This window comes from Neisseria zoodegmatis (genome assembly GCF_900187305.1).
Lineage (GTDB): Bacteria > Pseudomonadota > Gammaproteobacteria > Burkholderiales > Neisseriaceae > Neisseria > Neisseria zoodegmatis.
This window is the reverse complement of sequence record NZ_LT906434.1, coordinates 1,137,911-1,150,930: the sequence shown is the minus strand read 5'-3', so window position 1 is coordinate 1,150,930 and position 13,020 is coordinate 1,137,911. Positions and strand designations below refer to the sequence as shown.

The 13,020-nt window shown below is 53.8% G+C and carries 12 protein-coding genes and 1 tRNA gene; 4 read left to right on the top strand and 9 right to left on the bottom strand.

Annotation, left to right across the window (positions count from 1 at the left end):
* Positions 1-139: 139 nt before the first annotated feature.
* The 3 genes from CKV66_RS05350 to CKV66_RS05335 all read right to left on the bottom strand — a co-directional run bounded on the left by CKV66_RS05350 (position 140) and on the right by CKV66_RS05335 (position 4,394).
* A complete protein-coding gene (locus CKV66_RS05350) occupies positions 140-2,365 on the bottom strand; it encodes a DNA internalization-related competence protein ComEC/Rec2 (RefSeq protein ID WP_085363275.1) in 2,226 nt (741 codons plus the stop codon).
* A 169-nt stretch (positions 2,366-2,534) separates the two neighbouring features.
* Positions 2,535-3,410 (bottom strand): cation diffusion facilitator family transporter, encoded by an 876-nt coding sequence (locus CKV66_RS05345; RefSeq protein ID WP_085363127.1) that lies wholly within the window; start codon positions 3,408-3,410, stop codon positions 2,535-2,537.
* 282 nt (positions 3,411-3,692) lie between these two features.
* Positions 3,693-4,394 (bottom strand): hypothetical protein, encoded by a 702-nt coding sequence (locus CKV66_RS05335; RefSeq protein ID WP_085363125.1) that lies wholly within the window; start codon positions 4,392-4,394, stop codon positions 3,693-3,695.
* A 419-nt stretch (positions 4,395-4,813) separates the two neighbouring features.
* Here CKV66_RS05335 and ubiB point away from each other — a divergent pair, with 419 nt between their 5' ends.
* Entirely contained in the window at positions 4,814-6,325 is a 1,512-nt protein-coding gene (gene ubiB / locus CKV66_RS05330; protein WP_085363124.1) for a ubiquinone biosynthesis regulatory protein kinase UbiB, read from the top strand.
* 105 nt (positions 6,326-6,430) lie between these two features.
* Here ubiB and pheA read toward each other — a convergent pair whose 3' ends face one another.
* From pheA to CKV66_RS05300, 6 genes are all read right to left on the bottom strand, one after another.
* Positions 6,431-7,513, bottom strand: coding sequence for a prephenate dehydratase (pheA, locus tag CKV66_RS05325; protein ID WP_085363123.1), 1,083 nt, complete (start codon positions 7,511-7,513; stop codon positions 6,431-6,433).
* A gap of 122 nt (positions 7,514-7,635) precedes the next feature.
* Positions 7,636-8,865, bottom strand: coding sequence for a multidrug effflux MFS transporter (locus CKV66_RS05320; protein WP_231990527.1), 1,230 nt, complete (start codon positions 8,863-8,865; stop codon positions 7,636-7,638).
* Between the two features lie 247 nt (positions 8,866-9,112).
* Positions 9,113-9,316: a hypothetical protein gene (locus tag CKV66_RS05315; protein WP_085363122.1), complete on the bottom strand. Its 204-nt coding sequence runs from the start codon at positions 9,314-9,316 to the stop codon at positions 9,113-9,115.
* Between the two features lie 369 nt (positions 9,317-9,685).
* Positions 9,686-10,006 (bottom strand): rhodanese-like domain-containing protein, encoded by a 321-nt coding sequence (locus CKV66_RS05310; protein ID WP_085363121.1) that lies wholly within the window; start codon positions 10,004-10,006, stop codon positions 9,686-9,688.
* A 100-nt stretch (positions 10,007-10,106) separates the two neighbouring features.
* Complete coding sequence (locus CKV66_RS05305; RefSeq protein WP_085363120.1) at positions 10,107-10,766, bottom strand: protein-L-isoaspartate O-methyltransferase family protein; 660 nt, start codon at positions 10,764-10,766, stop codon at positions 10,107-10,109.
* A 158-nt stretch (positions 10,767-10,924) separates the two neighbouring features.
* A complete protein-coding gene (locus tag CKV66_RS05300; protein ID WP_085363119.1) occupies positions 10,925-11,413 on the bottom strand; it encodes a GAF domain-containing protein in 489 nt (162 codons plus the stop codon).
* Between the two features lie 283 nt (positions 11,414-11,696).
* On the opposite strand from CKV66_RS05300, the gene tpiA reads away from it, so the two are divergent.
* From tpiA to CKV66_RS05285, 3 genes are all read left to right on the top strand, one after another.
* The gene (gene tpiA / locus CKV66_RS05295) at positions 11,697-12,452 is read left to right on the top strand and encodes a triose-phosphate isomerase (protein ID WP_085363118.1); all 756 of its coding nucleotides are present in this window, start codon (positions 11,697-11,699) and stop codon (positions 12,450-12,452) included.
* 5 nt (positions 12,453-12,457) lie between these two features.
* Positions 12,458-12,811: a preprotein translocase subunit SecG gene (secG, locus tag CKV66_RS05290; RefSeq protein WP_085363117.1), complete on the top strand. Its 354-nt coding sequence runs from the start codon at positions 12,458-12,460 to the stop codon at positions 12,809-12,811.
* 30 nt (positions 12,812-12,841) lie between these two features.
* Positions 12,842-12,927: transfer RNA gene (locus CKV66_RS05285), tRNA-Leu, on the top strand.
* Positions 12,928-13,020: the final 93 nt, after the last annotated feature.

The following is a 13,020-nucleotide window of genomic DNA, read 5'->3' as shown; positions in this document are numbered from 1 at the left end:
TCCTGAAACGCCAAGATACTCGGGTCAAGCCCGAGTATGACGCACCGTGGCGAACCGTAATAAGGCAAGGTTATTGAGCACCGTTAGCGTTTTATCAGGGCGGCTCCCTACTCTGTAAAGTAAGATTCAATACCCGCCATCATTCAAACGGCTTCCTCTGCCAATAAGGTTTATCCGTTTTCAGACGGCCTACCTGCACCTCTTCCCCCACGCCTAATTCAAACACCAAGCCGCCCGACAAATCGGTACGCAGCAGCGTGATGCCGTGTGCTTTCACGCGGTTTTGCACCGCAGCGGCGGGGTGTTTGTAAGCATTGGCATAGCCGCTCGAAGCCACGGCGTATTGCGGCGAAACGGCGTTCAGAAAGCCGCCTGCCGACGAAGTGTCGCTGCCGTGATGCCCCAGCACCAGCACTTGGCTGTACAAGCCTTCGCCGTATTTTTCCACCAACGCCAGCTCGCCGCGTTTGCCCAAATCGCCCGTTACCAGCAGCGACTGCCCGCCCGCCAGCACGCGCAGAACGCAGCTTCGCTCGTTGTCGTCGGCCGTTTTCAAGTTTTCAGACGGCTTCAGAAACTCAAACACCACGCCGTTCCATTGCCATTGCCGCTCCCCGCAAAACCGCGCGCCCTGATAAAACTCCGGCTGCCCCGCCCAAATTTCGCGCGGCTGTTTGGCTTGGTGGATTTCGGTGAAACCGCCGTCGTGGTCGGTATCGTGATGCGACAGCACCAGCATGTCCAAACCGCGCACACCCGCAGCATTCAGGCCGGGCAGAATCTGCGCGTTGGCGATGTGCTCCGTGCCGGTATCGAACAACAGATTATGCTCTTTCGTCTGCATCAACACCGACAAACCCTGCCCCGCGTCCCATACCGTTACTTTCAGACGGCCTTCCGCAAGCGGCGGCGGGCGGTACAGAACAAAGCCCGCCAGCACCAACCACGCCAGCGGTTTCCAGCCCGTGCCGCGCGGCAGCAGCACCATCAATACCGCCAGCACCGCCAACGGCAGCAGATAAGGCGGCGAGGCCGCAACCGCATATTCGGGCGCATATTCCGCCACCCACACCAACACGCGCATGGTGTATTCGCCCGCCGCGGCCGCCAGCCATTGCAGCCAGCCAAACGGTAACAACGAAGCCAGCAGAGCCAGCGGCACCAATACCCACGAAAACCACGGAATCGCCAACGCATTCACCAACGGGCTGATTAAAGGCAGCGAGGCGAACATACTGCCCAGCGCCACCACCGACAACAGCGACACCGCCCATTGCCCGCGCACCGCCAACAGCCAACCGCGTTCGTTCAGACGGCCTGCCGATACCCACAGCAAAGCGCCGACCAAGCCGAACGACAGCCAAAACCCCGCACTCAATACCGCCAACGGGTCGAACAGCAGCACCACCGCCAGCGCCTGCCACCAACCCGTCCACACCGACGCACCGCTGCCACGCCACCAAGCCCATGCCAGAGCAAGCAGCATCAACACGCTGCGCTGCGTCGGCACCGAAAAGCCCGCCAAGCCCGCATAAAACAACGCCGCCGCCAAACCCGCCGCCAGCATCCACGCCCGCGGCCGTTTCGGTACGCGCGGCAGCACACGCAACAATTGCTTCGTCAGCCACCCCGCCAGCACCGCCACCATGCTCACATGCAGGCCGGAAATACTCACCAGATGGTTCAAACCCAAAGGCCGGAACGCCTGCCAAGCCTGCGCGCTCAAAGCCGATTGCTCGCCGATGCTCAACGCCCGCATCAAACCGAGGTCGTCTGAAAAATCCCGCCCGCGGGTATCGGTTTGCTGCCAACGCAGGCTGACCGTGTCGCGCAAAGCCGATAAACCGCCGGCAAGGTTTTGCGCCGCAGCCTGCCGCTCTTTGCCGATGCTGCCCACGCCGCCGATGCCGTTGGCCAACGCCCACGCTTCACGGTTAAAACCGCGCAGATTCGCCTCGCCCACCGGCGGCCTTACCCGCGCCTGCACCCGCCATTCGCTGCCGACCGGCCAATCGCGCAAACGGTAGTCGGACAACAGCAAACGGTATTCCCGCCTCGCATCATCGCGCGCAACAGCCGTAAAACGCACCCGTTTATCGTCGCGCTGCGGCAAATCCGCCACTTTTACTGTAAGCGGCACAGAGGCCGTCTGAACCGCAGGCCATTGTTTTTCCAAAGCAGCTTGCGTACGCCCAATGCCGTATAACGCGCCGGAAAAACATATCAGCAACCACGCCGCCGTCCGAAACCGCCACGCCGCCGCAAACAGGCACAGCCATACCGCCGCCAACATCGTCCAAGACGGCACGGCGGGCAAAGCAAACGAAACAACAACGCCGCTTACCCAAAGCGGCAGCCAAAACATCGGCATGAATATGGTTTCTTTAAAAATAATCAAGAAAGAGATGATAAAGAAAAATCAGAATACCGTCAGAACGGTATAGGAGAATCGGGCGGTAACGCTGCTTGAATTGTTGTATCCGCGCAGGAAGGCTCGCTTATCCCTTAAAAAGCGAACCCGCCGCACTCATGCTTCACACGGGATCGGTATGCACCAGCACATCGGCGTCTGCAAACAAACTTCTCACCTCGGCCGCCGCCGCTTTCGCCACTTGATGCGAAGCCTCCAGCGTCATGGCTGCGTCCAAATCAATATGCAGCTGCACAAACACCGTGCCGCCCGAACGGCGGGTTTTCAGATCATGTACGCCTTGCACGGCGGGCAAAGCCGACACTGCGCTGCGGATGGCGTCAACTTCTTGCGGCGGCAGCGATTGATCCATCAGCGTGCGAACCGCGTCGCGGCCGATATCGAACACGCTTTTTCCAATCCACAACGACAGCAGCAAAGCCAGCCAAGCATCGGCTTGATGCCAGCCGTAAGCAGCCATCACCAGCGCCGCCAACACCACCGAATTCGACAGTAAATCCGTTACATAATGCAGCTTATCCGCCGCCACCGCTTGAGAAGCCTGCTGCTTCAACACATAACGCTGAAACAGCACCAAAGCCGCCGTCATCACCACCGACACCACCATCACGGCAATGCCCCAGCCCGTATGCTGCACAGGCTCGGGATCCATCAGCCGGTTGAGCGCGTTCAGCAGCAAAAACAACGCCGAACCGCCGATAAACGCAGATTGCGCCAATGCCGACAAACCTTCCGCCTTGCCGTGCCCGAAAGCATGGTTGGCATCGGCAGGCCGCAACGCCAAGCGCACGGCAAAGAGATTAAACACGCTAGCCGCCAAATCGGTGAGAGAATCGGCCAAGCTCGCCAAAATGCTCACCGAACCGCTAAACAGCCACGCCGCCGCCTTCAAACCCACCAGCAAAAGCGCGGTGGACGTGGAGGCGTAAGTGGCGAGCTTCAACAAACGCGCGCGTGAATCGGGATGGGAAGTGGTCATGGCGTGGGTTCCTGTGAATATAAAGCGGCAGGCGTTGTGTTTACAGCTTCTTCAGGCTGAGACCTATGCAAAACCCCCATCTGCGGCGCATTTCTGCGTAGTGCGCTGCTCGCTCGTTTGCCTATCTGTATGATATGTCTGCACTCGCTGCGCTGCTACGTCTTGAACTGCATCCACATCTGGGGGTTTTGCAAAGGTCTCAGGCTGTTGAAAAATGAGGCCGTCTGAATATTCAGACGGCCATCTGTGCCGCCGGTTTCCTATGCGACGGTTTTCAAGCGCTTAGTTGATCTTATCAATCTGATAAACGACTTTATCGATTCTGCCGGTTCTGTTGTTCGTCACCACCAGCGTGCGCGGGATAAATATTTGAGCGCCGGGCAGATAATAGCCTTCAAAATCCTGCGACATATTGAGCGTGCCCGCTTCGTTGTTCAAAGTCATCTTGCATTGCGCCTGCTGCACGGCACCTTTGAGCTGGCTGTGAAGCTGTTGCGCATCTTGCTGTGCACCCAAGCGGCATTGTTCTTTTAAGAAAATCTGGCCGTTTTTATCAACCAGCACGGCAGAGCTTTGGAAGTCGCCGCCCTGCTTGCTCCATTGCACCGGCGGCGGAGAAATGTGCAGGTTTTGGGTGGTAAACGCACCTTCGTCCATCTTCCAACGCAGCTCCCAATGGTTGAGCAGAATCAGGCTTTTCGCGTTCGGGCGGCCTTTCACAGATGTGGTTTTGTTTTTAACGTGGCTGTTGGACGAGGAAAATATGCTCACGTTGGAGAATTTCTCAACCTGTTGATTGATTTGAATTTGGTTGTCTTGATTGTTTTGCTCGGCAATGCTGTATGTGATTTTCTTGATGCGTTGCTCGGGCTTGCCGATTTCGTAGTTTCCTGCCATCGCGAGCAGTTGTTTGTCGATATTATCGGCGGCCGATGCAGCAAACGGCAAACCCGATACCAGTAAAGCAAGAATAATTTTACGCATGTGAATCATCCTGAAGAAATTGTCTGTATAACATGCAGGCTGTCTGAAACCACTTTTTCAGACGGCCTAAACACTGTCCGATAAGCTGAAACGTGTGCATGCCCGTCGTCAACAGGCATGCCGCTCAAGACGCAACGGCTGCGGGCGGGGAACGGTGTGAAAACGGCTCAAGCCGTCAAAACTTGCACCCTTCCACCCCGCGCCCGAATGCGGCCGCCGATAGGGAATATACCGTAATTGCCGACGGTTTTTCAATGCACAGAGGCCGTCTGAAACGCTGTTTGGTTTTCAAACGGCCTCTCCCGCCTACCCAAACGCACCGAGACCTTTGCCTGAATTTATTCTTATGCACGAGCATGTAAACCCGAGCCTTCATGCTTTATAATCCCCTTTTTTCCCATGCCGTCTGAAAAACCATGATGAAATGGCTTAAACGCACCAAAACCATCGTCCAAACCGTTTACCGCTTCGGCCTCGCCGAGCTTGTTTCCGGCCATATCCGCCAAAACTGGCTGCGTGCCGCGCTTCAAAAAATTCCGCAATCCGCCGAAGCCGCCGACGAACCGCTTCCCGTGCGTTTACGCTTGGCCTTGGAACACTTGGGGCCGATTTTCGTGAAATTCGGGCAAGTGCTTTCCACCCGCCCCGATTTGATTCCGCCCGCCTACGCGCAAGAGCTGGCCAAGCTGCAAGACCGCGTGCCGCCTTTCGACGCCGACCTTTCGCGCCGCCAAATCGAAACCTCCCTCGGGCAGCCCATCTCCGCACTTTACGCCGAATTTGAAACCCGCCCCGTTGCCAGCGCGTCGATCGCGCAAGTACACAAAGCGCGTTTGCACAGCGGCGAACAGGTGGCGGTGAAAGTATTGCGCCCCAATCTCTTGCCGGTAATCGAGCAGGACTTGGCTTTGCTGCGTTTCGGCGCAGGCTGGGTAGAGCGTCTTTTCGCCGACGGCAAACGCCTGAAACCGCGCGAAGTGGTGGCGGAGTTCGACAAATACCTGCACGACGAACTCGACCTCATGCGCGAAGCGGCCAACGCCAGCCAACTGGGTCGCAACTTCCAAAACAGCGATATGCTGATTGTGCCGAAAGTGTTTTACGACTATTGCAGCCGCGACGTGCTCACCATCGAATGGATGGACGGCACGCCCGTTGCCGACATTGCCGCGCTCAAAGCCAAAGGCATCGACTTGAAACAGCTTGCCCGCTACGGCGTGGAAATTTTCTTCACCCAAGTGTTCCGCAACGGCTTTTTCCATGCCGACATGCACCCGGGCAATATTCTCGTTGCCGACGACGGCCGCTACATCGCACTGGATTTCGGCATCGTCGGCTGCCTTACCGACTACGACAAACGCTATCTCGCCATCAACTTTCTGGCCTTCTTCAACCGCGATTACCACCGTGTCGCCACCGCCCACATCGAATCGGGCTGGGTGCCCGCCGATACCCGCGCCGAAGAACTGGAATCCGCTGTGCGCGCGGTGTGCGAACCGATTTTCAACAAACCGCTGTCGCAAATTTCTTTCGGCTTGGTGTTGATGCGCCTGTTTGAAACCAGCCGCCGCTTCAACGTGGAAATCCAGCCCCAGCTTGTGCTGCTGCAAAAAACCCTGTTAAACATCGAAGGCTTAGGCCGCCAACTCGACCCCGATTTGGATTTGTGGGCCACCGCCAAACCGTTTCTCACCCAATGGATGAGCGAGCAAGTCGGGCCGAAAGCTTTTTTCAACAACCTGAAAAACGAAGCTCCGGATTGGGCGCAAATCCTGCCCGCCCTGCCGCGCAAACTGAATATGCTGGTGGACGAAAACCGCCAGCAGGAAATGCGTGATGCCTACATCCATCTGGTGAAAATCCAGCAACGGCAAACCCTGTGGCTGGCGGTCATGGCTATCGCTTTGGTGTTGATTTTATTATTCAAATAATTCAAAGCCCGCGCTAAAAAGCAAAAAGAAACCTAATCATCGTATCGGCATTTCCCGCCTTGATGATTAGGTTTCTTTTTATTCGGATAAACCGCTTACGGATGGTTACATCACCGCCAGCGGATAAGAGCCGATCACTTTCACAAACGAAGCCCGCTCCGCCAACTGCGTTAAGGCCGTCTGAACGTTGGGGTCGTCTTTATGACCTTCGATGTCGATAAAAAACAGATAATCCCACAATCCCGAACGGCTGGGGCGGCTCTCGAATTTGGTCATGGAAATGCCCAGCTCGGTAAAAGGCTTGAGCAGCGCATTAACCGCACCGGCTTTGTTGGGCGTAGAAACCACCAAAGAGGTTTTGTCGCGACCGGTAGGCGAAGTATTTTGATGCCCCAATACTAAAAAGCGGGTGGTATTGTTCGGCTCGTCTTCGATGCTGTCGGCAATCTTGTTCAGCTGATAGATTTCAGCAGCGGTTTGCCCTGCAATTGCCGCCACGCCCGCCTCTTCCGCCTCAGCGGCCAAACGGGCGGCCTCCGCATTACTGGACACGGAAATCCTTACCGCATCAGGAAGATGGCGGCTCAACCATTCATGACATTGCGCCAATGCCTGAGCATGGGCATAAACTCGGGTAATGCCGTTCAAACCATCGCCGTTTTTGCGCAGCAAATGGTGGTGAATCCGCAAAACCACTTCCCCGCAAGCTTTCAGCGGCGTGACGGAAAGCAGATCCAACGCCCGCCCTACGCTGCCTTCGGTAGAGTTTTCCACCGGCGTAACTGCATAATCGGCCTGACGCGCCTCCACCAAGCGGAAGCATTCGTCAATCGTCGTGCACGATTGCGTGTGCGCGGCATGGCCGAAGTGCTTGATGGCTGCCTGCTGGGTGAATGTGCCCGCGGGGCCGAGATAAGTGATGGTTAACGGCCGCTCCACCGCCAAGCATTCGCTCATCACCTCGCGAAACAGGCGCGTTACCGCCTCATCGGGCAGCGGGCCTTGGTTTAAATCCTGAATGCGGCGCAACACGGCCGCTTCTCTCTCCGGGCGGTACACCACGCCCGTGCCTTTCAGTTCGCCGATGGCGCGGGCGTGTCCGGCACGCTCGTTCAACAGGCGCAGAATGGTGGCATCTATTTCGTCAATTGCATTGCGGTGCGGCAACAGTTTATCGTCGGTCGTCATTATTATTGTCCGTATCGGTAAAAGGATAGGAAGCCGATTTTAACATTAATCGCATACTAAGAGGCCGTCTGAAAACACTCCCGTTATGTTTTCAGACGGCCTCAAAGCTCATCTTCATCTACTTAATCCATTTCTCTGCCGCGGTTTTCCAGCCAAGCATCGCGCGAACACCACCACAGCAAAATAATGCCGACCATCGTACACACCAGCATCATGCCGCTCATTACCAGCGCCGTACCGTTGTGCAGCCAAGTGGCCAGCATACCCATCGACGCGCCGATTACCGACTGGCACACCCCCAGCACCGCATTGGCACTGCCGCCCTCTTTCTTAAAATATTCCATAAAACAGGCCTGCGTGTTGGCCGTAACCAAACCCTGCGTGCCGACCGACACCACCACACACCCGACCAGCCACCACATCGGCGGCAGCTTCAACCACAATACCGACACAAACATCAGCGCATTCGCCGCCAGCTGAACCGCAATGCCCCACTTCAAAATATCCTGCGCATGAGTGCCGTTTTTCAAACGCATCGCCGTGATGCGGTTAAACACCGCCATAGTCAGAATATTCATGCCGAACACCCACGCATACGCATGTGCCGAAACATGATACAGCTCCATATACACAAACGACGATTCGGTCAGAAACACAAACATCGAAGAAAAGCTGAACGCCTGAAAAAAGAGATAACCCAAAGCGGGTTTCGTGCTCAAAACCTGTTTATAGCGGCCGGCCACCACCGAAAAAATGCTGCTGTCTATCTTGCCCGTCTGCTTCGGCTTGGCCAAACACACATAAATCAAACCCCAAACGGCCACGGCATAAACACCCAAGAAAACGAAAATCGCCCGCCAACCGCCCAAGCTTTTCAACACCGCGCCCAGCATCGGCGCCAGCAAGGGCGCGGCCATCATAATAATCCCGATTAAAGCGAACATTTGCGCCGCTTTACGCCCTTGATAATGATCGCGCACCGTCGCGCCCACCACCACAACGGCCATGCCCGCACCGAATGCCTGCACCAGCCTCAGCAGCAGCAACTGTTCAACCGTTTGAGCGGCCGCCAAACCCGCCACGCTGGCGGTGTATATCACCAAGCCCACCAGCGCAATGATGCGCCGTCCTTTAATATCCGACAACGACCCGCCCACAATCTGCCCGGCCGCCACGCCAAACAGAAACGCACTCAAACTCTGCTCGATACGGTGGATATCCGCCCCCAAACTTTTCGCCATATCGGGAATCGCAGGCAGATAAGTATCCACAGACAGCGGCATCAAAGCCACCAGCAAAGCCAGCAGAAAAGCCATCTGCTTTTCACTGAGCATAGAAGAAGTCGGGCGCATAACCATCTTTCGGGCAGAGAAACAATACAATAAACCAAGCCCACCCAAAAGGCGGCTTGGCCGTCACATTATATAACACCGCCATGCCCGCATCACACCGTCTTTAGGAAAAGCTGCACCAACCCATAAGAAACAAAAAACCTGCCGGATTCCGGCAGGTCGGATAGATTAGGCAAAGAGGCTGAGGACAAACGGCACCTCAAACATCGTTCGAACCGTTATTCCGAAGCCCCCTTCGGCCTAGCAGTTACTTAACGACACCGCTCGCAGCGTTCACGCCGGAAGCGTCCATCGGGGTAGCAGTAGTGCTTTTGGTTTTAGCGGCTTTATTGGCTGCTTTAGAAGAAGACACTTTAGCCTCTTCCGGCTTTTTAGCTGTTTTTTCAGCAGGAGCAGCCATCACAGCGGCAGACATCGCTGCCATAGATACGAGTAAAGCAAACTTTTTCATCTGTATATCCTTTATAAAATCTATGAAAGTCATGTCCGAGACATGTGCTTGTGAGAAAGGATGAAAAAAGAAAAGTTCATCTGCCCGATTGTCATCAAGTTAAAGAATATTAATTTGATTCAATGATATCAAAATAAAAAATGCCGGCCCGACCGCAAGCCGCCACACGCCTGTTTCCCATATAGCGTTTTTCAGACGGCCTCATCTTTCGCACTCAACATCACTGCGGCATACACAAAAAACCGCAAACCGTTTCAACATTAAACATCTATTCAAAAAAGCTTCACAGAACTTTGCACGGCAAAATACCTGCACCCAAAAGAAAACGGCCTCAAGAGGCCGTCTGAATTTCGATTTGATAAGGCTCCATCAATAGCGCGGCACTTGCGAATCGACCAACACCGACCAAGCATCAATGCCGCCCTGCAAGTTATAAAGCTGCTCAAAACCGGCGTCCGCCAAATACATGGCCGTGTGCAGACTGCGCAAACCGTGATGGCAATACACCACAATCGGCACATCGTCCGGCAGCTCATTGTGGCGCATCGGAATCATGTTCATAGGAATATGGGTATGATTGGGCAGCGAACACAACGCCAGCTCTTCATCCGTGCGCACATCCAGCAAAACAAACTCCATACCGTCTGCCATCCACTGTTTCAATTCAATAGGCGTAATTTGCGGAATCATCGTCTTCTACTTTCCTTGCCGACTATTGCGTCGGTGTTCATTCTGTTATCAATAGAATGAGGCCGTCTGAAAAATATTTCAGACGGCCTCACCATCAAATTTAGAAATTAAATTTAGCTGTCGGCGATAAGGTCGGCGTTTTCAATTGCGGAATATAAGTATCAAACAACACTTGCTCGGCAAACGCATCACCGTTGCGGGTAATCAGCAAAGCACGTTGAACAGGCGCTTCACCCACCACCACAACCATACGGCCACCGTTGTTGTTCAACTGGTTTTTCAACGCTTCTGGCACAACCGGCACCGCGCCGCCGATATATACCGCATCAAAAGGCGCACCGCCCAGCGCACCCGCCAAGCCGTCGCCAACCTCATAAATGATCTTGTTAAAACCGAGCTTGTCCAACACCGCTTTAGCGCGCTGCTGCTGCTCAGCATCCACATCCACTGTCATCACATTAGCGCTGAGTTTGCTCAGCAAAGCTGCCGCATAACCCGAGCCGGTGCCCACTTCCAGTACTTTGTCGTCCGCTTTCAAAGCCAAGCCCTGAATCAAACGCGCCACAATCTTCGGTTCCAACATACTGCCGCCGTTGGGCAACGGCAAAGTTTTATCTGCATAAGCATAAGCCTGCTGCGACTCAGCCACAAAATATTCGCGCGGAACTTCACTCAACGCATCTAAAACATCAAAATCCAACACATCCCAAGGGCGGATTTGTTGCTCTACCATATTGAAACGCGCTTGTTCAAAATTCATTCCGTGCTCCGTGATTACTTTTGGGGTGGTTTGACCGCTCCCTCCTCCGCTCGGCAGGAGAAAACATGATTATTATTCAAGAGATAAACCGCTACATCAAATACAACGCATGATTATAATGGTTTTCACAGCGGTGTAACAGTATTTTTCAGACGGCCTCACGCTTGATTCGCCGCAATCATTTCAGCCAACTTGTTCAAATAATATTCATCCGTACCGTCATAGCAAGCCGTTGTTTCCGCATCCGCATCCAATACCGCAATCAGCTGCCCCGAACGATTGCGCACGGGCACCACAATTTCAGACTGAGATAACGACGAACAAGCAATGTGGTCGGGATGCAGGTTAACATCTTCAACTACTATCGTCTCTTCCCGCGCCCAAGCCTGCCCGCACACCCCTCTGCCGAAAGGAATCCGCGTACAAGCCAACGGCCCCTGAAACGGCCCCAGCACCAATTCGCGTTTTTCAGCATCAACCAAATAAAAACCCACCCACAACCAACCGAATGCCGCTTTCAATACCGCAGCAATATTGGCTAAATTCGCGATCAAATCCGTTTCATCCTGAATCAAGCATTCAATCTGCGGCAGAATTTCCTTATAAATTTCAGCTTTGTCCGTACTCTCTACATGAAGCTCGTGCATACTCATTTCATTCCGTTTAAATTTTCTAAAACGGGCAGTATTGTCGCGGCAAGCCATTTATACGGTCAAGCCGATTACCACACAACACCTTCCATCAATCCATACACCCAACACCAAAGCTTCAATCGCAGCCTCCCCACACTGCCTTCAAATCAAATAAAATTTTTATAAAATTCAACAAAAAAGCATATCCACTTCCCATTCCCAACCCACGAAACCGCCACACAGCACGGCAATGTGCGTTAAAATCCGAATATTCTGCAAGTAAACAAAGGAACCAATCATGTGGGATAAAAAATGGGTTATCGGCAACTGGAAAATGAACGGCCGCCTGCAAAGCAACAACGCCCTGATGCACCGTTTCCGCATCATGCCCACCACAGACCGAGTCCTCATCGGCTTGGCCGCCCCCACCGTTTACCTGCTCCAACTGCACAACGCCATGCAGATTGTGCTCAACAACCGCATTCTCACCTGCGCCCAAGACGTCAGCCGCTTTCCCAATAACGGAGCCTACACCGGCGAAGTATCCGCCGAAATGATGGCCGACATCGGCGTCGATATCGTCTTAATCGGACACTCCGAACGCAGCCTGTATTTCGGTGAAAAAAACGAAATACAACGCCAAAAAATGGTCAACGTATTAAATGTCGGCCTCACTCCCTTATTGTGCGTCGGCGAAAGCCTTGAAGAACGCGAAGCCGGCAAAGAGCAAGAAATCATTGCCCACCAACTCTCCATTTTAGAAGGCCTCAATACCAAAGATATCGCCGTTGCCTACGAGCCAGTATGGGCCATCGGCACCGGCAAAGTTGCCACAACCGATCAAATCGCAGAAATGCACGCTTTTATTCACAAACAAATCTTGTCATTGTGCGGCAACGATGTTAATATTCGCATCCTTTACGGCGGAAGCGTCAATGCCAACAATGCAGCAGACATTTTTGCCGTGCCGTATGTAGACGGTGCTTTAGTAGGCGGAGCCTCCTTGTCTTACGACTCCTTTACCGCCATTATCGATGCCGCACAAGATTCGTAAAGATTATGGAAGCCTTTAAAACCGTTATTTGGATTATCAACATCTTCTCCGCCTTAGCAGTTATCGTGCTGGTTTTAATGCAGCATGGCAAAGGCGCAGATGCCGGCGCAACATTCGGTTCCGGAAGCGGTAGCGCCCAAGGTGTATTCGGTTCGGCTGGCAACGCCAACTTCTTAAGCCGCAGCACCGCCATCGCAGCAACCATTTTCTTTGCAACCTGCATGGCTATGGTGTACATCAGCACCCATACCCACAAACACGGTTTGGATTTCAGCACCGTACAACAAACCGCACCGGCGCAAACACAAAACGCTCCGGCTCAAAATACCCAACAAACGCCTGCTGCACCTACCAAATAAAGCACGCGTTAATACAATTTAAAGTTTATTGCCGACATGGTGGAATTGGTAGACACGCTATCTTGAGGGGGTAGTGACCCTAGGTCGTATGAGTTCAAGTCTCATTGTCGGCACCATCAAAAGAAAACAGCCCAATTTTCGGGCTGTTTTTTTACGTCTAATACCGTCTAACGCCATAAACCAAGATTCAAGTATAACAAGGCTTTCAG

Bases quoted from the DNA above. Each gene is read 5' to 3' on its own strand.
- pheA (WP_085363123.1), bottom strand. From the start codon at position 7,513: ATGACGACCGACGATAAACTGTTGCCGCACCGCAATGCAATTGACGAA.
- ubiB (WP_085363124.1), top strand. From the start codon at position 4,814: ATGAAATGGCTTAAACGCACCAAAACCATCGTCCAAACCGTTTACCGC.
- CKV66_RS05300 (WP_085363119.1), bottom strand. From the start codon at position 11,413: ATGCACGAGCTTCATGTAGAGAGTACGGACAAAGCTGAAATTTATAAG.
- CKV66_RS05315 (WP_085363122.1), bottom strand. From the start codon at position 9,316: ATGAAAAAGTTTGCTTTACTCGTATCTATGGCAGCGATGTCTGCCGCT.
- CKV66_RS05350 (WP_085363275.1), bottom strand. From the start codon at position 2,365: ATGTTTTGGCTGCCGCTTTGGGTAAGCGGCGTTGTTGTTTCGTTTGCT.
- CKV66_RS05305 (WP_085363120.1), bottom strand. From the start codon at position 10,766: ATGAATTTTGAACAAGCGCGTTTCAATATGGTAGAGCAACAAATCCGC.
- secG (WP_085363117.1), top strand. From the start codon at position 12,458: ATGGAAGCCTTTAAAACCGTTATTTGGATTATCAACATCTTCTCCGCC.
- CKV66_RS05345 (WP_085363127.1), bottom strand. From the start codon at position 3,410: ATGACCACTTCCCATCCCGATTCACGCGCGCGTTTGTTGAAGCTCGCC.
- tpiA (WP_085363118.1), top strand. From the start codon at position 11,697: ATGTGGGATAAAAAATGGGTTATCGGCAACTGGAAAATGAACGGCCGC.
- CKV66_RS05335 (WP_085363125.1), bottom strand. From the start codon at position 4,394: ATGCGTAAAATTATTCTTGCTTTACTGGTATCGGGTTTGCCGTTTGCT.
- CKV66_RS05310 (WP_085363121.1), bottom strand. From the start codon at position 10,006: ATGATTCCGCAAATTACGCCTATTGAATTGAAACAGTGGATGGCAGAC.
- CKV66_RS05320 (WP_231990527.1), bottom strand. From the start codon at position 8,865: ATGCGCCCGACTTCTTCTATGCTCAGTGAAAAGCAGATGGCTTTTCTG.